Origin of the sequence: Roseomonas gilardii, assembly GCF_001941945.1 — a bacterium.
In the GTDB taxonomy this organism is placed as follows: Bacteria; Pseudomonadota; Alphaproteobacteria; order Acetobacterales; family Acetobacteraceae; genus Roseomonas.
The window spans coordinates 4,272,365-4,291,577 of sequence record NZ_CP015583.1; the positions used below are offsets into that span (position 1 = coordinate 4,272,365).

The window sequence follows — 19,213 nt, forward strand, 5'->3', positions numbered from 1 at the left end:
TCGGGGGCGGATTTCGCGGGATTGATGGCGTAACCAAAAGCTGCGGCGCCCGGCCGTGGTGAATCCGAACGGGATGCGTAATGGCCAGCACGGAAACGACCATGGGGACCCTCGGCACCGACATTCCCGACGCCCCGCCGCTCCACAAGCATCCCTATCATCTCGTCGATCCCTCGCCCTGGCCGATGATCGCCTCCTTCTCGGCGGGCACCATGCTGCTGGGGATCATCCTCTTCGCGCACAGCAACATCCACTGGGTGCTGGGCCTCGGCATCCTGGGCGTGCTGTTCAGCATGGCCGGCTGGTGGCGCGACGTGATCCGCGAATCGCGCACCCCGGGGGTCTATACGCCGATCGTCCAGATCGGCCTGCGCTATGGCATGGTGCTGTTCATCGCCTCCGAGGTGATGTTCTTCGTGGCCTTCTTCTGGGCCTATTTCCACTTCGCGCTGTTCCCGGAGCATGTGTCCGGCGCCGCGGCGCCCGCCGTCTGGCCGCCGCACGGGGTGCACACCTTCGACCCCTTCGGCCTGCCCTTCCTGAACACCATGATCCTGCTGCTGTCCGGCACCACGGTGACCTGGGCGCACCATGCGATGCTGGAGGGCGACCGGAAGTCGGTGCTGCAGGGGCTGGGGATCACCGTGCTGCTGGGCCTCAGCTTCTCCTTCTTCCAGTTCTGGGAATATGGCGAGGCGCCCTTCGCCTTCGTGAACGGCGGCATCTATCCCTCGGTCTTCTTCCTGGCGACCGGCTTCCACGGCTTCCACGTCATCGTCGGCACCATCTTCCTGGCGGTCTGCTGGTTCCGCGCCTATGCCGGCCAGTTCACGCCCAAGCGCCATTTCGGCTTCGAGGCCGCCGCCTGGTACTGGCACTTCGTGGACGTGGTGTGGCTGTTCCTGTTCGTCTTCATCTACTGGTGGGGCGCCGGGCCGATCGCCGCGCACTGACCGCGCCCGGCTGAGCCTGGGGGCACGGAAACAGGGCACGGCAAACAAGGGCATCGGCGCGCGTTCATTCCGGATGGATTGCGGGAGCGCGACGATGAACCAGACGTCCAGCGGGATGAGCCTGTCCGATCTGTCCAGGCTCATGCGCAAGATCGACTACTGCATGTTCTCGACCCATGCCGGGAACGGCCACATCGCTGGCCGGCCGATGAGCAACAACGGCGATGTCGAGTACAAGGGCGATTCCTGGTTCTTCGCCCTGGACAGCACCCATACGGTCCAGGAGATCGGGCGCGACCCGAAGGTGGCGCTCTCCTTCGCCAGCAGCCAGGGCCTGCTGGGGCAGAGGCCTCTCTTCATCGCCGTCGAGGGCGAGGCGGAGCTGATCCGCGACAAGGATGCCTTCCAGGAGCACTGGAACAAGGACCTGGACCGGTGGTTCGAGCAGGGCGTGGACACGCCCGGCCTGACGCTGATCAAGGTGCAAGCGAGCCGCATCACTTACTGGGACGGCATGGAGGAGGGCGAGGTCTCGGTCTGACACGACGGACCGCTTCTCTCTCGCCCTAGGTGCCGCGCAGTCTGGCGGGCGCCCATACGGTCGCCTTCGGGCGGCCCGTGGCGCCCCGACGGGGTGCCCACTTCAGACTGGTGGCTGACCGGGGCGGCGTGTGAGCCAGTGCACCGCACGCCGCAGCGGCCGCGTGGCGCGCCAAGTGGTGGAAGCCAGGATAGAGCAGAGCAGGGCTTCGCTTTCGCTCTTGCCTTCCGGGAGGGTAGGCCGGTCGGGTGCGTCCTGCCCTTCGGCATCGCACGGCATTCCGACATCGCCCGTAGCCTGCGTCAGAACGTAGAGGCAGGCACGTCCGCAATCCGGGAAAGGGTGGAACACTGCGTGCCATCCCGCCCGGCGCGCCGCCTCCACCAGGAAATCGTGGGAGAAGCCCAACTCCATCCATCCGAAGCGTCGCATGCAGAAGACCGACAGCGCATCCAGGCGCGGGCCCCAGGCATAGGGGACGTCGGGGCGGGGTGCCTCGATCACGGGCTCGCCGCACAGCAACAGCCGTCCCCCCGGCTTGATCCGGTCATGCAGGCGCCGCAACAGGGCCTGGAAATCGACCGCGTGATGGAAGGCTTCGTAGAACACCACGGCGTCGAAGCGCTCCGTCCCGAACCCCTCGCCGAAACGGGCCCGCTCCACCTCGACCGGCAGATTCATCCCTGCCGCCTGTCGCTGGATCGCCTCGATGGCGACCGCGTCGATATCGACGCCGCAGGCGCGGTAGCCCATGCGGGCCAGCATCAGCAGCAACTGGCCGCTGCCGGGGCCGTATTCCAGCACCGAGCCGCCAGGGCCGAGGCCGAGGTGACGCAGGATATGCCCCCAGGCATAGAGGTGCTCGCCGGTCATGGCCGCGTCGCGGAAGCTCCAGGGCACCAGGCCGGTCCAGAGCGCCTCTGGGACATCGTAGGAGGGCGCCTCGTCGCGCTCGGGGCTATAGTCGCCCCGCCCTTCCGCATCCGGCCGTGACCGCAGCGTCAGATACAGGTCGAGGACCTCCCGGTGGTAGCTGTCCGAGAAGGGATCGAGTGCGTTGAGGCGGGCGGCACCGGGCGTGTCGAGCACGAGCTTCGTCAGCGCGATGTATTCGGCGGCATCCGGGACACCTCCGTCCAGTCTGTCCAGCACCGCATCGAGCTCCGCCGGCGAAACCTGGACCTGAACCATGCGACACCCCCCATTATCCTTCTGCCGGGAAGTCTGACTCATTCCGCCGGCGATGGGAAAGGCGGCCGTACAGGATCGCCGCGCGGGCCGGGGCGGCTGGACGCGGCGTGGCGGAGAGGGCAGGAAGTTTCCGGCCCTATCTGAAGCGCCTCGATGACACGTCTTCGCCGCCTGCTGCTTCCCTTCCTCTGCGTCCTGCCCGTCCTCGTGGTGCTGGTGGGGCTCGGGAACTGGCAGGTCCGGCGCCTGCACTGGAAGACCGACCTCCTGGCCCGTGTCGATGCCGCCGAGGCGGGCCCGCCCCGAGTCCTGCGCGACCCGCCGGAGGAACTGTCCAAGGTGGTCGCCACCGGGCGCTTCCTGCATGACCGCGAGGCACTGGTCGGGCTGGAGGTGCGGGACGCCGTGCTGGGTGCCTTCCTGGTCACGCCGCTGGAACGGCCGGATGGCCCGCCCGTCCTGGTCAACCAGGGCTGGGTGCCGCTGGAGCGCAAGGCGCCGGTCAGCCACCCGGAGGGGATGGTGAGCATCACCGGCTGGGTCCGCCCCGCCGATGGCCATAACGTCTTCGCCGCCAGCGACGACCCCGTCGGGCGGCGCTTCTATACCTTCGATCCGTCGGTGATCGGCCCGGCCCTGGGGCTGACGCAGGTGGCGCCCTATGCGCTGGTGGCCCTGGCCTTGCCCCAGGCGCCCGGTTCTGCTTCCGGCCCACCGGATGCGCCCGCGGGACGAGCCCTGGCCGCGCCGGCCGGCGGCGCGCCGGCGGCCCCGCTTCCCCAGCCGGCGCGAGCCATGCCGCGCCCCGACAACCCGCATCTCGGCTATGCCGTCACCTGGTACGGCACCGCCCTGGCCCTGGTCGGTGTCTTCGCCGCCTTCGCCTGGCGCCGCCTGAAGGACCCCGCCTAAAGGATCTCGTATGACGAACGACCCCTATCTCCGTCTGAAGTCCCGCTTCAACCGCATCGGCGCGCTGGGCGAGGCGAGTGCCATGCTGGGCTGGGACGCTTCCGCGATGATGCCCGAGGGCGGCGGCGCCTCGCGCGGTGAGCAGCTCGCCGTGCTGGCGGGGCTGTCGCACGAGCTGCTGACGGCGCCCGTGGTGGCGGAAGACCTCGCCGCCGCCGAGGCCAGCCCGCCGGCGGAGCGCTGGGATGCCGCCAACCTGGCGCTGATGCGCCGGACCCATACCCGCGCCGCCTGCCTGCCGGGGGATCTGGTGGAGGCGGTCTCGCGCGCCAACAGCGCCTGCGAGAAGGTCTGGCGCAAGGCGCGCGCCGCCTCCGACTTCGCCATGGTGCGCCCCTATCTGGAGGAAGTGGTGCGGCTGCAGCGCGAGGAGGCCGCCGCGCTGTCCGGCGCCACCGGCCTCGCGCCCTATGACGCGCTGATGGACGGGTTCCAGCGCGGCATCGGCGCCGCCGACGTGGAGCCGGTCTTCGCCGCCTACGAGTCCTTCCTGAAGGAAGCGCTGCCCGAGGCCGAGGCGATCCAGGCCCGTCGTCCGGCGCCGGTTGAACCGTCCGGACCCTTCCCGGTGGAGATCCAGAAGCGGCTCTGCCGCCAGCTTTCCGAGCGGATCGGGCTGGACTTCACCCATGCGCGGCTGGACGAGAGCGCGCATCCCTTCTCCGGCGGCACGCCCGCCGATGCGCGGATCACCACGCGCTATGACGAGGGCAACTTCGCCCAGGCGCTGCTCGGCGTGGCGCATGAGACGGGGCACGCGCTCTATGAGCGCGGGCTGCCGGAAGCCTGGGAGCGGCAGCCGGTGGGCGAGGCCGCCGGCATGGCGGCGCATGAATCGCAGTCCCTGCTGATCGAGGTGCAGGCCTGCCGCTCCGATGCCTTCCTCTCCTGGTTGGGCCCGCAACTCCATGCCGCCTTCGGCGGGGCAACGGAGGCCTATGACGGCGCCAATCTGGGGCGGCTCTGGCGGCGGGTGGCGCGCGGCTTCATCCGCGTCGATGCCGACGAGATGACCTATCCGGCGCATGTCATCCTGCGCTTCCGGTTGGAGCGGGCGCTGATCGGCGGCGACCTCGCCGTGGCCGACCTGCCGGGTGCCTGGAACGAGGGGTTCCGCGGGTTGCTCGGGCTGACGCCGCCTGATGACCGGCGCGGCTGCCTGCAGGACATCCACTGGTACGACGGCGCCTTCGGCTATTTCCCGTCCTACACGCTCGGCGCCATGGCGGCGGCGCAGATCATGGCGGCCGCCCGCGCCGCCGTGCCGGGGATCGACGCGGCGCTGGCGCAGGGGGATTTCGCGCCGCTGCTCGGCTGGCTGCGGCCGAACATCCATGGCAAGGCGGCGAGCCTCGGCTTCCAGGACCTGCTGCGGGAGGCGACCGGCGGGCCGCTTGATCCGGCGGCCTTCACGCGGCATCTTCGGGCGCGATACCTGGAGGGCTGACGGCAGTGTTGCCCCGGGGGAAAGGCTTCGCCTTCCCCCCAGACCCCCCATCCACCAGGACGCTGCGCGCCCTGGACCCGGTGAGTTGGCGCTCGCTGCGGCCCGATCGCGCCGAAGAGCCTCGCTCTCCGGCGGTTGCGGTCGCCACAAGCGCGGACAGGGTGTTTTTCTTCTTTTCGGGAGCCCCGCCGATCCACCTTTTCCCGGGGATCGGGCCGTAGGCTGACGGTCACCACGCGAGCCAGCTCAAGCCCGGGGTCCGGGGACCGGCTTCGGTCCCCGGCGGAGGGGGGTCCGGGGGCGAGGCGGAGCCTTGCCCCCGAGGGCCGGACGGCGGCGCAACCCTCCCCGGGGCGGGTCAGCCCTGGCTGGCGGGGGTGCGGCGCAGCAGCGAGAGGGTGGCGCCGACCGCGCAGAAGCCGATCATCACGCAGAGGGCGACGTGGTAGGCGCCGATCAGCGCGTTCAGGTCCTCCGGCGAGAAGTGGCGGAGGGAGCCGCTGTACACCGCCTGCTTGCTTTCCATCATCAGCGGGCTGGTGATGATCGCCAGCGACAGGGCGGCGCCGGTCACATGGCCCGTGTTCTGGAGCATGGAGCGGATGCCGTTGGCGATGCCGCGCCGGTTGGCTGCCACGCTGATCATGATGCTGCTGGTGTTGGGCGTCTGGAAGGTGCCCGAGCCGAGGCCGAGCAGCAGCAGGCCGATGCCCACCGGGGCATAGGGGGCATCCGCCCGCAGCCCCGTCAGCATCAGCGCCAGCCCGGCCGCCGCCAGCCCCATGCCGATGGCGCAGAGGGTGGAGGAGCCGAAGCGCAGCACCAGCCGCCCGACCACCAGCGCCGCCAGCATGGTGCCCAGCGCCGCCGGCATCACCCGCAGCCCGGCGCCGAAGGCGTCGTAGCCCTGCACCGCCTGGAGGAAGAGCGACATGATCAGCGCCGTGCCCGTCACCACCAGGGTGACAATCATGGTGGTGGCATAGGCGAAGGCGCGGTCCTGGTCGCGGAACAGCGTCAGGTCCACCAGCGGGTCGCGGCGGCGGAGCTGCGAGAGCAGGAAGAGCGGCGCGGCGACCACGGCGGCGGCCACGCCGATCAGCACGATTCGGCTGTTCCAGCCCTGGGAGCCGCCCATCGACAGCGCCACGATGAAGCCGCCCAGCATCAGCAGCGACAGCACCGCGCCGAGCAGGTCGAAGCGTTCGTGTGAGCGCATGTGCACCTTGCGCAGCGTGACGGCCGCCCAGGCGATGGCGACGAGGCCGATGGGCAGGTTGAACAGGAAGACCGCGCGCCAGCCGAAGGCCGTGGCCATGGCGCCGCCGACCACCGGGCCCAGGACCTGGGCCGCCGCGGCCATGGAGGAGTTCATGCCCAGGCCGATGCCGAGCGCGTGGCGGGGGAAGGCATCGGTGAGCAGGGCCGTGGTGTTGGTGATGATCGCCGCCGCGCCGATCGCCTGCACCACGCGGAAGGCGATCAGGGCATTGGCGCTGGGCGCGAAGCCGCAGGCGAGGCTGGCCAGGGTGAAGATGGAGAGGCCCATCAGGTAGAGGCGCCGCCGGCCCACCAGATCCGCCAGCCGGCCGAAGACCAGGATGAAGATCGTGTTCACCAGCATGTAGGAGAGCAGGATCCAGCTCGCCTGGGCGGGGCTGGCGCCGAAATGGCGGCTGACGGCGGGCAGGGCGACGTTCAGCGTGCTGCTGTTGATGAAGGTGAGCATCAGCCCCAGCGTGGTCACCGAGAACACCCGCCAGGCCTGGCGCATCTGCGCCGCTTCATCCTTCTCGCGGTTCATGTCCGCCGCCGGCATGGCCTGGGTGGTGATCGATGCACTGCTCACGCCGTTCCTCGCCCTTTCGACCGGAGGGCGCCACCATAGCGGTCTCGCGCGTCTCGCACATGCGAAAGCCCGGCATGTTGCCCATGTGGATGGCAGATGGATCGAGCGGTCGGGAGAGGGACCGCAGCGTTGCTCTTTTTCGGTGCCGTCTGCCGCGCCCGTGGGCGATTTGGCTGAGAGGGGGCCGTTCCGGAGAGTCGGGCATGGCTTCCAGCCCCCCCCCGGTGCTCAGGCCGGGATCGGCACCCGCTGGGCCAGGGGGTCGATCAGTGCCTCGATGGTGGCCGGCTCCTCCCAGGCGAGGGTGATGTTCAGCACGGTGATCCGGGCGCGGAAGGCCTGCGGCAGGCGAACGAAGTCCTTGCGTGTGGTGACGGGGATGGCGCGCAGACGGTCGGCCTCGGCGAGCAGCTCCCGCAGATCCCCGGCATCGAAGGGGTAGTGGTCGGCATAGGCGGCGCGGCCGGCGATGACCGCCCCGGCCTCCTGCAGGCTGGCGAAGAACTTCAACGGGTTGCCGATGCCGCAGAAGGCGAAGACCGGCTGGCCCACCAGCATCCGGGCCTCCGGGCCGGGCACCAGCTTGCCGCGCAGCACCGGCAGCTTCGGCGGCAGTTGCGCCAGCGCGCCGGTGCGGTCCTCGCCGATCAGGATCGCGGCGCGGCAGCGCGCGGCGGCGGTCTCGACGGATTCGCGCAGCGGCCCGGCCGGGATCACCCGCCCGTTGCCGAAGCCGTAGGAGCCGTCGATGGTCAGCAGCGACAGATCCTTCTCCAGCGTCGGGTTCTGCAGCCCGTCATCCATGACGATGGCCTGGGCGCCGCCCTCGATCGCCGCGCGGGCGCCGGCGGCGCGGTCGCCGGAGATCCAGGCCGGGCGCTCGGCGGCCAGCAGCAGGGCCTCGTCGCCCACGTCGTGGCTGTCGTGCTTCGCCGGATCGACCCGCAGCGGGCCCTTCAGCTTGCCGCCATAGCCGCGCGAGAGGAAATGCACGTTGATGCCCCGGTTGGCGAGGCGGCGGCCGAGGTCGAGCGCGAGCGTGGTCTTGCCGGCGCCGCCGGCGGTGACGTTGCCGCAGCAGATGACCGGCACCGGGGCCTTCCAGCCGGGCTTGGCGACCCGCCTCGCGGTCGCCTGGGCGTAGAAGGTGGCCAGGGGGGACAGGAGCAGGGGCAGCACTCCCCCGCCGTCCCCGCTCCAGAACTCGGGGGCACGCATCGGCTCGGTCAGGTCCTCTCTTCCTGGCACTCCCGGGGGATTCCCGGGGAGGGCGGCTCGGGCAGCAGTTCCGCGATCGTCCGGGCGACCTCCTCTGCCAGCCCCGATGCCCCTTCCGCGACGCGGGCGGCACCCTGCCGCAGCAGCTCCGCTCGCCGCGTATCGGTTAGCACGGCGTGCGCGGCATCCGCCAGCATGGCCGGATCGGTCGCCAGGGAAGGAGCTGGGGAGGGGGGAAGCTGCACCGCCCCGCCCGCGGCCAGCAGCCGGGCGGTGACATCGGCGAAGTTGCCCATATGCGGGCCGAGCAGAATCGGGCAGCCGAGCCGCGCCGGTTCCAGCGGATTCTGCCCGCCACCGGGCGCCAGCAGGGACTTGCCGATCACCGCCACCCCCGCCAGCCGGTAGAAGAGGCCAAGCTCGCCCAGCGTGTCGGCGAGGTAGAGGCCGGTCTCCGGCCCCGGCTCGTCACCCGCGCCGCGCCGGACCGCGCCGGGCAGTTGGACGGCCAGCTCCGCCCCGCGTTCCGGGTGGCGCGGGGCGATCACCGTGAGCAGGCCGGGCAGGCGCGCGGCGAGTCGCTCATGCGTCCGGGCCAGGAGCTCCTCCTCCCCGGCATGGGTGCTGGCGGCGAAAAGCACGGACCGGGCGCCGACCAGCCGGCGCAGCCGGGCCAGTTCCGCCGCGTCGGCCGGCAGGGGAGATGCCGCGTATTTCAGGTTGCCGGCGACCCGCACCGCCCCGGCCCCGGCGGCGCGCAGCCGCGCCGCGTCCGCCTCGCTCTGCGCCAGCACCAGCCGGAAGGTGGAGAAGGCCTCCCGCGCCAGGCCCGGCGCCCAGCGCCAGCCGCGCGCCGAGCGCTCCGAGAGGCGGGCATTGACCAGCAGCATCGGAATCCGTGCCCGGCGGGTCGCGGCCAGCAGGTTCGGCCAGATCTCGCTTTCCACGAAGACCCCGGCATCCGGCCGCCAGCCCTGCAGGAAGCGGTCCGCCCAGTCCGGCACGTCCAGCGGCACGAAGCGGTGCTGCAGCCGGGGGCGGAGCGTTTCCGGCAGGCGGCGCATCAGCAGCTCCGCCGAGGTGACGGTGCCGGTGGTGACCAGGAAGCGCAGCGCCGGGTCGCGCCGGGCCAGCGCCTCGATCAGCGGCAGGATGGAGAGGCTTTCCCCCACGCTGGCGCCGTGCAGCCAGAGCAGCCGCCCCGGCGGCCGCGCCGCGCCGCCGCCCTCGCGCTCCTGCAGGCGGGCGGGGATCTCCTTGTTCCGCCGGGCGCGCCGCCGCAGGTGCAGGCGCCAGAACGGTGCCGTCAGCCGCGCCGTGGCATCCCAGGCCAGGCTGCCGGGCGTCATCCCGGCTGAGGCCCGCCCTGCGGCGCATCCGCCTGTCCGGGCGACAAAGGGGGCTCCGAAGGCAGCGGGCGGCCTGCCGCCCAGGCATCGGCGATGGCGCAGGCCTCGTTCATCCCGGCGGCGATGGCCTGCCGCCCGCCCTCGATATCGTCCCGCGACACGAAGACCGCCGGGAGCACCACCACCACCCCGCGCCCGAAGGGCAGGGGCAGCATCATCCGGTCCCAGGAGCGCAGCATGTGGCGCCGTGTCGTGGCCGCCGCGCAGGGGATGACCGCGGCCCGCGCCGTGGCGCCGAGCTGGGCGACGCCCGGTGCCGCCTCCCGCCGTGGGCCGCGGGGGCCGTCGGGGGTGATGGCCGCGAGGTCGCCGCGCGCCAGCAGGCGCAGGATGCTCATCATCCCCGAGGCCCCGCCGCGCGAGGTGGAGCCGTGGACGGTGTCGAGCTGGAAGCGGGCGATGATGTCGCCGATGAAGCGGCCATCCCTGTGGCGGGAGACCAGCACATGGGTCCGGCGCGGGCGCAGCACCGGGAAATGCTCCCGCGCCAGACGCCAGAGCATCGGCATCATCGGCAGGCGCTCATGCCAGAAGGAAACCATCAGGGGGCGGCCCGAAGCCACGGCCACCGCCATGTCGTCCCGGCCCAGGAAGGTCCAGCGCGTGGTCGCGTAGACGAAGGCCAGGTAGAGGCCGATCAGGCGCGCCGCCGCCGTGAGCGTCGCAGGATGCCGCAGCAGGCGCTTGAACATTGTTGCGCGGGGCTAGCATGCCCTGCGGTTCCGGTCACGCGGCTGTCAGATGAGGCTGGCATGCGTGGGAGCAAGCCGGGTTGGGCGTGGCGCCGTCCCCGGGGGACAAGGCTCCGCCTTTTCCCCCGGACCCCCTTATCCGCCAGGACGCTTCGCGCCCTGGACCCCATTCGTTGACGCCTACTGCGGGCCGGATCGCGCCGGAGAGCGATGCTCTCCGGCGACTGCGGGCGCCACGAACACGGACAGGGTGTTTGCTTTTTTCGGGAGCCCCACCGATCCACCTGCTCTTAGGGATCAGGTGCTGGACTGACGGCCACCACAGGCACCAACGAAAGCCCGGGGTCCGGGGACCGGCTTCGGTCCTCGGCGGAGTGGGGGCTTGGGGGCGAGGCGGAGCCTTGCCCCCGGCGGGCCGCCACGAGGCGCGACGCGGGCCTGATCCTCGACCGGGGAGCCCCCGGCTCAGCCCGGAGCAGCCTTGACATGGGGTGCGTTGAACTCGCTTCCGGTGCATGGGAAAGGACAAGGCAACGGATCCGACGTTCGAGGAAGACGCAAGTCCATGCCCGCCTATCGTTCCCGCACCACCACCCATGGCCGCAACATGGCCGGCGCCCGCGGCCTCTGGCGCGCCACCGGCATGAAGGACGGCGATTTCGGCAAGCCGATCATCGCGGTGGTCAACTCCTTCACCCAGTTCGTTCCGGGCCATGTCCACCTGAAGGACCTCGGCCAGCTGGTGGCGCGGGAGATCGAGCGGGCCGGCGGCGTGGCCAAGGAGTTCAACACCATCGCGGTGGATGACGGCATCGCGATGGGGCATGACGGGATGCTCTACTCGCTGCCGTCGCGCGAGCTGATCGCCGACAGCGTGGAGTACATGGTCAACGCGCACTGCGCCGATGCCATGGTCTGCATCTCCAACTGCGACAAGATCACGCCGGGCATGCTGATGGCGGCGCTGCGGCTGAACATCCCCGTGGTCTTCGTGTCCGGCGGGCCGATGGAGGCGGGCAAGGTCATCGCCCATGGCGTGACGAAGAAGTACGACCTGATCGACGCCATGGTGGCCGCCGCCGACGACCGCGTCTCGGACGAGGAGGTGAAGGTCATCGAGCGTTCCGCCTGCCCGACCTGCGGCTCCTGCTCCGGCATGTTCACGGCCAATTCGATGAACTGCCTGACCGAGGCGCTGGGCCTGTCGCTGCCGGGCAACGGTTCGACGCTCGCGACCCATGCCGACCGCCGCCGCCTCTTCGTCGAGGCGGGGCACCTGATCGTCGATCTCGCCCGTCGCTACTACGAGCAGGACGACGCGTCCGTGCTGCCGCGCAACGTCGCCTCCTTCGCCGCCTTCGAGAACGCGATGACGCTCGACATCGCCATGGGCGGCTCGACCAACACCGTGCTGCACCTGCTCGCCGCCGCGAACGAGGGGGAGGTCCCCTTCACCATGGCGGATATCGACCGCCTGTCCCGCCGCGTGCCGGTGCTGTGCAAGGTCGCGCCCGCCGTGTCGCAGGTGCACATGGAGGACGTGCACCGCGCCGGCGGCATCATGGCCATCCTGGGCGAGCTGGACCGTGCCGGGCTGGTGGACACCAGCGTCGGCAATGTCGCCGAGGGCACGCTGGGCAAGGCGCTGGCGCGCTGGGACGTGCGGGTGACGGAAAGCGCCTCGGTAAGGGATTTCTACCGCGCCGCGCCGGGCGGCGTGCCGACCCAGGTGGCCTTCAGCCAGGAATCGCGCTTCGACGAGCTGGACCTGGACCGTGAGAAGGGCGTGATCCGTGACCTGGAGCACGCCTATTCCCGCGATGGCGGGCTGGCGGTGCTGTTCGGCAACCTCGCCTTGGACGGCTGCATCGTGAAGACCGCCGGCGTGGATGAGAGCATCCTGAAGTTCTCCGGCCCCGCCCATGTCTTCGAGAGCCAGGACGCCGCCGTGGAGGGCATCCTGGGCAACAAGGTGAAGGCCGGCGAGGTGGTGCTGATCCGCTACGAGGGGCCGCGCGGCGGGCCGGGGATGCAGGAGATGCTGTACCCGACCAGCTACCTGAAGTCGAAGGGGCTGGGGAAGGCCTGCGCTCTGGTGACGGACGGGCGCTTCTCCGGCGGCTCCTCGGGGCTTTCCATCGGGCATGTCTCGCCCGAGGCGGCCGAGGGCGGGCTGATCGGCCTGGTGGAGCAGGGCGACCGGATCGAGATCGACATCCCCAACCGCCGCATCCACCTCGCCGTCGAGGAGGCGGAGCTGGAGCGCCGCCGCGCCATCCGCGACGCCGCCGGCTGGAAGCCCGCCGCGCCGCGGGCGCGCAAGGTCAGCGCCGCGCTGCGGGCCTATGCGATGCTGGCGACCAGCGCCGCCAAGGGCGCGGTGCGGCAGGTCCCGCAGGGGTGATGACCAGTGGCGGCGCCCCGCGCCGCCGGCCGGTTCTGGAGGCACGGTCCTGAAGGCAAGGAAAAGGCCGGGTCCCGATGGGACCCGGCCTTTGTCATGTCCTGGCTCGCCGTGCCCCAGGTGGAGGGGTCAGGCCGCCTGCTGGATCGCCGAGAGCAGCCATTCCTGGCCCGGACGGCGGGTGAAGGTCCAGATCTCCGTCACGGTCTGGCGGGCCTGCGGATCGCCCTCCACCACCTGGCCGCTGCTGTCGCGGGTGACGTCGATCAGGCTGAAGCGCATCGCCACCGTGGCGTAGTCCTGGCCGTCCTCGTTCCAGGCCTCGGCGAGATCGCCGGATTCCAGCCGGACGTCGCGGGTCTCGTTGTGCCAGCCGCGCGCCTTCAGGTCCTGCAGGTCGTTGCTGAAGTAGCGCAGCATCTCCGGCGTGGCGAGGCGGGCCAGGGTCTCGGTGTCGCCGCGCGACCAGGCGGCGTTCACCGCCTGCAGGCTGCGCTCGAAGGCGGCGAAGTCGCCCTGGCTGACCTGCACCGGGGTGGTGGCCGGCGCGGCGGGGCGGCCCGAGGCCGCGCCCCGCATGGCACCGCCCAGCGGGCCGGGGCGGTTGCTCATCGGGTCATGCGCGTCGCGGGCATAGCCCGGCGTGTTCCCCGCCATGGCGACGCCACCACGGGGCATGCCCTGCGGCATCCCCTGGGCCGTCTGGCGGCGGCGCAGGAAGCGCATCAGCAGCATGACGCCGCCGACCACCAGGGCGATCTGCAGCAGCAGGCCGATCATCCCCGCGAAGCCGGAGATGCCGCCGAAGCCGAAGCCGAACAGCATGCCAAGCAGACCGGCGCCGAGCAGGCCGCCCATCATGCCGCCCATGAAGCCGCCGCCGAAGCGGCTGCCGGCCGGGGCGGGGGTGTAGCTGGGCGGCCGGGCCGGGGTGGCCTGGTTCATGCCGCCGCGCGACATGTCGCTGCGGTCGAAGGTGTTCGTGCCGCCGCCGGGCGCGGTGCGGGTGGCCGGGGGCGCGTTGAAGCTGCGGCTGCCGCGGCTGCCCGAGGAGAAGCCGCCGCCGGGGCGCGCCTCGGCCAGGGCCGGCGCCAGCGCCAGGGCAAGGGCGGCGAAGCCCGCGAGGAAGCGGGCCTTGCGGACGGTCCGGCGATGCATGGGACGGTTCTCCCGGGCAAATGATTCTGTCATGGCTGTAATATAAGAAGCCTGGACGGCAATGCCATGTCCAGCGGTCTTTCTGAAAACGGTGCCGCTGCATAAAGGTTTTGCAACGCTTCGAAACCGCTGGCGGCGGTCTCCAGGGCCTGTTGGCGCAGGGATTTCCTTGCGGTTCGGCAATATGGAACGAAAACGCAACATATCCGGGGCGGCAGCGCCATTTTGGCGCCGGGCTGCCCTGGCTCTATCCTCTCCATGCCGTCCCGGCCACCCTGCGCCCCGTCTTTCCCCTCCCCCCTTGGCCTCGTCCCGGCCGTTCAGAGGATGCCCGCCATGCCGGAACCCGATTCCCGCCCGACCCTCGCCGCGCCGGACGAGGACCCCTGGCTCTGGCTGGAGGAGGTGGAGGGGCCCCGCGCCCTGGAATGGGTGGAAGGGCAGAACGCCACCCTGCTGGCCCGTCACGCCGATGCCTGCTTCGAGGCCGATCGCGACGCGCTGAAGGCGGCGATGGACCGGCCGGACAAGCTGCCCTTCGTCACCCGCCGGGGCGGGCTGCTGTACAATTTCTGGCAGGATGCCGCCCGGCCACGCGGGCTCTGGCGGCGGACCACGCTGGATTCCTACCGCACCAGCGACCCGGTCTGGGAGGACCTGCTGGACCTCGACGCGCTGGCGGCGGCGGAGGGGGAGGACTGGGTCTGGCAAGGGGCGCGCAGCCGGCCCGGCGCGCATGACCGGGCGATCCTCTCGCTGTCGCGCGGCGGCGGGGATGCGGTGGTGCTGCGGGAGTTCGACCTTCCCACCCGGCGCTTCGTGGAGGGCGGCTTCGCCGTGCCGGAAGCCAAGGGGCTGGTGGACTGGATCGACCGCGACACGCTGCTGCTCTCCACCGCGCTGGGGGAAGGGAATGCCACGCAGTCCGGCTATCCCCGCCGCATCCGGCTCTGGCGCCGGGGCGTGGCGCCGCTGGAGGCGGAGGTGCTGTTCGAGACCGCGCCGGAGAGCATGGGGCTCTGGGGCACGGTGGACCGCGAGACGGGCGACTGGGTCTTCCGCGAACAGCTCGGCTTCTATGACGCGCGCTATCACGTGGCGAAGCCGGGCGGCGCGGTCAGGACGCTCGACCTGCCGACCGACATGCGGCTGGACTGGCACCATGGCGGCACCGCCCCGGCCGGCGGGGCGGAACTGGAGGGCTGGCTGGTCCTCTGGCCGCGCACGCCCTGGACGGTGGCGGGGCAGACCCATGCGCCGGATACGCTGCTGGGCATCCGGCTGGCGGATTTCCTGGCGGGGAGCCGGGAATTCGCCACGCTCTTCGTGCCGGGCGAGCGCCGGGCGCTGCAGGGCTTCTTCTGGTGCCGGGGGCGGCTGGTGCTTTCCGTCCTGGACGACCTGCGCCCGGTCTTCACCCTGCGGACCCCGCCGGCAGGCGGCAGGGCGGATTGGCACGCCGAGGAGATCCCGGGCCTGCCGCGGATCGGCGTGGTCAGCGTCTGGCCGCTCGACGCGGAGGAGATGGAATCCGACGGCACGCTGATGGTCAGCGTCCAGGACCCGGTGACGCCGCCCAGCCTGATGCTGTCCTCCCTGGACCTGCCCATGCCGGCGCTGCTGAAGCAGGCGCCGCACGTCTATGACGCGGCGGGGCTGGTGGTGACGCGGCACGAGGCGGTCTCGGTGGATGGGGAGCGCATCCCCTATGTGCAGGTCGGGCCGGAGGGGCTGACCGGCGAGGCGCCGGTGCACATGACGGGCTATGGCGGCTTCCAGGTCACCACGCAGCCCTATTACGCCATGCGCACGGGCAAGCTCTGGCTGGAAAAGGGGGGCACCACCGTGCTCGCCAATATCCGGGGCGGCGGCGAGTTCGGCACGCGATGGCACGAGGCCGGGCGGTTGGCGGGCAAGGCGCGCTCGCATGACGATTTCGCCGCCGTGGCCGCGGACCTGGTGCGGCGCGGCGTCACCCGGCCGGGGCGCATCGCGGCGGAGGGCGGCAGCAATGGCGGGCTGCTGATCGCCAACATGCTGACGCGCTATCCGGAGCGGTTCGGGGCGCTGTTCTGCACCATCCCGCTGGTGGACATGCGCCGCTACACGAAGCTCCTGGCGGGGGCGAGCTGGATCGCGGAATACGGCGATCCGGAGAGGCCGGAGGACTGGGAATTCCTCCGGCACATCTCCGCCTATCACTGTGCGGAGCCGGGGCGGGAATACCCGCCCATCCTGCTGGCCACGGCGCGCAAGGACGACCGCGTCCATCCCGGCCATGCCCGCAAGATGGCCGCCAAGCTCCAGGCCATGGGCTACGACGCGCATTTCTACGAGCCCGGCGCGGGTGGCCATGGCTACGGCAAGGACAGCGGGGAGATCGCCACCTTCTCGGCCCTCGGCACCGCCTTCCTGCGCCGGGCCATCGGCTGGGAGGAATAGCGGCTCCCCCGCCTCATACCGATCGGCGCGACCGGCAAAGGATCACGGCGAAGGCCGGGGCGCCGAACAGGGCCGTCACCACGCCGATCGGCAGGGTCTGCTGCGGCACCAGGATGCGCGAAAGGATATCCGCCAGCACCGCCAGGATGGCGCCCATGATCAGCGAGGCCGGCAGCAGCCGCGCATGGGAGGGGCCGACCAGGAATCGCGCTGCATGCGGCACCACGAGGCCGACGAAGCCCACCGTGCCGGTGATGCTCACCAGCACCGCGGTCATCGCCGCCGTCACCGCGAAGAGCAGGGCGCGCACCCGCCCCACCGGGATGCCCAGCGTCATCGCCGCATCGGCGCCGAAGGTGAAGGCATCCAGCGCCCGGGCCTGGAACAGGCAGACGAGGCTCGCCACCAGCACGGCCGGCGCCGCGAGGGCGAGGTCGGGCCAGCGCACGCCGCTCAGATTGCCGAGCAGCCAGAACATCACCCCGCGCGCCTGTTCCGCATTCGCGGCGGTGGTGACGACATAGGCGGTGATGGCGTTGAAGAGCTGCGAGGCGACGACGCCGGCCAGGATCACCCGCTCCGCCCCGCCGCCGGAGGCCGAGGCCAGGGCGGCCACGGCCAGCAGCGCGGCCAGCGCGCCGAAAAAGGCACCGCCGGAGAGCGAGACCAGCCCGCCCCCCAGGCCCAGCACCACCACCGCCACGGCGCCGGTCGAGGCGCCGGCGGAGATCCCCAGCACATAGGGCTCCGCCAGCGGGTTGCGCAGCAGCGCCTGCAGCACCGCCCCCGCCACCGCCAGCCCGCCGCCGAGACAGGCCGCCATCAGCGCGCGGCTGAGCCGGTAATCCCAGATCACCCCCTCCTGGATTCGGCTGACCTCGTAGCCCGCGCCGAGCAGCCGGTTGGCCAGCGCCTTGAACGTGGTGACGAGGGGCACCGGCATCTCGCCCACCGAGACGGCCAGGGCGACGCAGAGACCGAGCAGCAGCAGCGCCAGCAGGGCCAGCACCAGCCGCGCCACCTGACCGGTGGCGCCGGGCCGGGCCGTCACCAGGCCGCGGATCGCCGGCCGGGCGGCTTCCAGCGGCAGCCCGTCGCTGGCCAGGCCGCTCACGGCTTCGTCCCGCTTCCCTGGGCCTGCTCCTGCTTCTCCAGGGCCTGGATGCCCCTGGCCACGGCCTCGATGCCGTCGATGGTGCGCAGCGTCGGGTTCATCGACTGCGCCCCCACCACCACGAAGCGCCGCGCCTGCACCGCCGGCATCTGGCTGGTGACCGGGTCCGTCTCCAGGAACTGGCGCTTGACGCTCACGTCGTCGGCGGGGAAGCGGCGGCGCGTCATCTCGCCCATCACGATCACCGCGGGGTTGGCGGTGGCGATGGCCTCCCAGCTCACGGTCGGCCATTCCTCGGTCGTCCGGATGACGTTGCGCAGGCCCAGCAGCCGCGCGATGTAGCCCGGCGCGCCATTGGTGCCGGCCACGAAGGCATCGCCCTTCACGTCGCGGCTGGAGAACCAGAAGACCACCGGCAGGCCCTGCGCCTTCACCGAGGCGACCGCCGCCACCGCATCGGCCTCGCGCTTCCTCAACTGCGCCACCAGCGCGGCGCCGCGATCCCGCACGTCGAAGATCGCGGCGAGCTCCTCGATCTCCTGGTAGAGCAGCTCCATCGTGTAGGGCTGGCTCCGCACCCCGTCGCCGCTGCCGGAATTGTCCTTGCCCGTGCAGTCGGAGGGCGAGATGTAGGTGGGGATGCCGAGATCGGTGAACTGCTCCCGCCGTCCGACCCGGCCGCGCGGCCCGACATGCCATTCGAGCTGCACGGTGACGAGGTCCGGCTCCTTCCCCACCACAGATTCGAAGCTCGGGTCATTGTCCGCGAGGCGCGGGACCCTGGCATTCTCCCCGGCGAACTGCGGCAGCACCGGCTCCACCCAGAGCGCGGTGCCGGCGATCCGGTCGCCGAGGCCCAGGGCGTAGAGGATCTCCGTCTCCGACTGGCCGATGGAGACCACCCGGCGCGGTGCCTTGGGGAAGGTCAGGTCCAGCCCGCAGTTGCGCAGGGTCAGCGGGTAGCGGGTCGGCTCCGCGGCCGCCGGCGGCACCATGGCGCCGGACAGGGCAAGGCCAGCCCCGAGGGCGAGGCCGCCAAGGCGCCGCAGCGCCCTGCCCCGGCGCGGGCCGGCCAGGGCGGAAAGCATCGGAAAGGACGGCATGAATCAGGCTCCCGCCTCCGGAGCACCCCGCCCGGCGGCCTGGTGAAGCGACGACGGCAGGTCTCCTGGCTCGCGGCTTCCGGCATCGGCGCGGGACGCCATGCCGGCTTCGCCAGCCCTGTCTTCCCGGGCCCCGGCCTCCTTGCGGAGAGGCGAGGGCTCAGTGACCCGCCAGGCCGTCTCCGGAAGGGGCGGCAGGGCGGACGGGCCAGCGGGGAACCGCTGACAGTTGCGGGGGCAGCGGCCGACTTGCTCCCGGGCGCGAGGCCCGGCCGGAGCGCACGGCCTTCCCTTTTCACCCGCTCGCGCGGGACCGTCGACGGGCCAACCTATCCCGCGCATGGGCCGGCGGGCAAGGCGAAGCCGCGACCGCCGCGGCACGCCATCCCTCACCCCATCCCGCAGCACGGGCACGCCGGCCAGCACATGCGGCAGCGGCGTGCCGTGGCGCTGCCGGTGCGCGGCGTCGAAACCCGCGCGCTCCAGCGCCTCGCAACGGTCGAGATGGCGCAGCAGCAGCCGCTCCGCCCGTTCCGAGGAGGCATGGCGGCGGCGCCACAGGCGCCAGAGGAGATGCGCGTTCACGGCCCAGGCGTCATAGGCATGCTCCCGCATCCGCTGGCGCACGGCGGGCGGCAGGGCGTCGAAGCAGGCCCATTCGTCGCCGCCCCAGCGGCGCCAAAGCGTTTCCCGGACGGTGTTGTCGTTTCCCGCCACGCC

At 71.6% G+C, this 19,213-nt stretch carries 14 protein-coding genes, 1 pseudogene and 1 riboswitch; of the genes and pseudogenes, 6 read left to right on the forward strand and 9 right to left on the reverse strand.

Going from position 1 to position 19,213, the window contains the following annotated elements; genetic code table 11:
- Nucleotides 1–80: 80 nt before the first annotated feature.
- Nucleotides 81–953: a cytochrome c oxidase subunit 3 gene (locus RGI145_RS19300; protein WP_208863899.1), complete on the forward strand. Its 873-nt coding sequence runs from the start codon at nucleotides 81–83 to the stop codon at nucleotides 951–953.
- A gap of 94 nt (nucleotides 954–1,047) precedes the next feature.
- Nucleotides 1,048–1,494, forward strand: a complete 447-nt coding sequence (locus RGI145_RS19305) for a pyridoxamine 5'-phosphate oxidase family protein (protein WP_075799655.1) — start codon at nucleotides 1,048–1,050, stop codon at nucleotides 1,492–1,494.
- Between the two features lie 102 nt (nucleotides 1,495–1,596).
- Here RGI145_RS19305 and RGI145_RS19310 read toward each other — a convergent pair whose 3' ends face one another.
- Nucleotides 1,597–2,685 carry a class I SAM-dependent methyltransferase gene (locus RGI145_RS19310; RefSeq protein ID WP_075799656.1) on the reverse strand — a complete coding sequence of 363 codons (1,089 nt, stop codon included), beginning with the start codon at nucleotides 2,683–2,685 and terminating at the stop codon, nucleotides 1,597–1,599.
- A gap of 153 nt (nucleotides 2,686–2,838) precedes the next feature.
- Here RGI145_RS19310 and RGI145_RS19315 point away from each other — a divergent pair, with 153 nt between their 5' ends.
- Together RGI145_RS19315 and RGI145_RS19320 are read left to right on the forward strand one after the other, a co-directional pair.
- Entirely contained in the window at nucleotides 2,839–3,597 is a 759-nt protein-coding gene (locus tag RGI145_RS19315) for an SURF1 family protein (protein ID WP_075799657.1), read from the forward strand.
- 10 nt (nucleotides 3,598–3,607) lie between these two features.
- Entirely contained in the window at nucleotides 3,608–5,104 is a 1,497-nt protein-coding gene (locus RGI145_RS19320; RefSeq protein WP_075799658.1) for a carboxypeptidase M32, read from the forward strand.
- Between the two features lie 358 nt (nucleotides 5,105–5,462).
- Here the strand turns inward: RGI145_RS19320 and RGI145_RS19325 are convergent, their stop codons facing one another.
- The 4 genes from RGI145_RS19325 to RGI145_RS19340 all read right to left on the reverse strand — a co-directional run bounded on the left by RGI145_RS19325 (nucleotide 5,463) and on the right by RGI145_RS19340 (nucleotide 10,272).
- Nucleotides 5,463–6,953 carry a DHA2 family efflux MFS transporter permease subunit gene (locus tag RGI145_RS19325; RefSeq protein WP_156878610.1) on the reverse strand — a complete coding sequence of 497 codons (1,491 nt, stop codon included), beginning with the start codon at nucleotides 6,951–6,953 and terminating at the stop codon, nucleotides 5,463–5,465.
- Nucleotides 6,954–7,181: 228 nt separating this feature from the next.
- A complete protein-coding gene (lpxK, locus tag RGI145_RS19330) occupies nucleotides 7,182–8,171 on the reverse strand; it encodes a tetraacyldisaccharide 4'-kinase (protein WP_075799659.1) in 990 nt (329 codons plus the stop codon).
- An 8-nt stretch (nucleotides 8,172–8,179) separates the two neighbouring features.
- Nucleotides 8,180–9,520: a 3-deoxy-D-manno-octulosonic acid transferase gene (locus RGI145_RS19335; protein WP_075799660.1), complete on the reverse strand. Its 1,341-nt coding sequence runs from the start codon at nucleotides 9,518–9,520 to the stop codon at nucleotides 8,180–8,182.
- The gene (locus RGI145_RS19340) at nucleotides 9,517–10,272 is read right to left on the reverse strand and encodes a lysophospholipid acyltransferase family protein (RefSeq protein ID WP_237183138.1); all 756 of its coding nucleotides are present in this window, start codon (nucleotides 10,270–10,272) and stop codon (nucleotides 9,517–9,519) included. Before RGI145_RS19340 ends, RGI145_RS19335 begins: the two co-directional genes overlap by 4 nt.
- Before the next feature lie 565 nt (nucleotides 10,273–10,837).
- Here RGI145_RS19340 and ilvD point away from each other — a divergent pair.
- Nucleotides 10,838–12,676, forward strand: a complete 1,839-nt coding sequence (gene ilvD, locus RGI145_RS19345; RefSeq protein ID WP_075799661.1) for a dihydroxy-acid dehydratase — start codon at nucleotides 10,838–10,840, stop codon at nucleotides 12,674–12,676.
- Nucleotides 12,677–12,805: 129 nt separating this feature from the next.
- On the opposite strand, the gene RGI145_RS19350 is transcribed toward ilvD, so the two are convergent.
- Entirely contained in the window at nucleotides 12,806–13,834 is a 1,029-nt protein-coding gene (locus RGI145_RS19350) for a Tim44 domain-containing protein (RefSeq protein ID WP_075799662.1), read from the reverse strand.
- 336 nt (nucleotides 13,835–14,170) lie between these two features.
- On the opposite strand from RGI145_RS19350, the gene RGI145_RS19355 reads away from it, so the two are divergent.
- A complete protein-coding gene (locus tag RGI145_RS19355) occupies nucleotides 14,171–16,276 on the forward strand; it encodes a prolyl oligopeptidase family serine peptidase (protein WP_075799663.1) in 2,106 nt (701 codons plus the stop codon).
- A 13-nt stretch (nucleotides 16,277–16,289) separates the two neighbouring features.
- Here the strand turns inward: RGI145_RS19355 and RGI145_RS19360 are convergent, their stop codons facing one another.
- From RGI145_RS19360 to RGI145_RS25870, 3 genes and pseudogenes are all read right to left on the reverse strand, one after another.
- A complete protein-coding gene (locus RGI145_RS19360) occupies nucleotides 16,290–17,390 on the reverse strand; it encodes a FecCD family ABC transporter permease (RefSeq protein WP_156878611.1) in 1,101 nt (366 codons plus the stop codon).
- On the reverse strand, nucleotides 17,387–18,493 hold the full coding sequence (locus RGI145_RS19365) for an ABC transporter substrate-binding protein (RefSeq protein ID WP_237183139.1): 1,107 nt from the start codon (nucleotides 18,491–18,493) through the stop codon (nucleotides 17,387–17,389). Before RGI145_RS19365 ends, RGI145_RS19360 begins: the two co-directional genes overlap by 4 nt.
- A 38-nt stretch (nucleotides 18,494–18,531) precedes the next feature.
- A riboswitch (cobalamin riboswitch) is annotated at nucleotides 18,532–18,826 on the reverse strand.
- A 204-nt stretch (nucleotides 18,827–19,030) separates the two neighbouring features.
- Nucleotides 19,031–19,210 (reverse strand): annotated as a pseudogene (locus tag RGI145_RS25870) (DUF6525 family protein); the annotation flags it as partial.
- Between the last annotated feature and the right edge of the window lie 3 nt (nucleotides 19,211–19,213).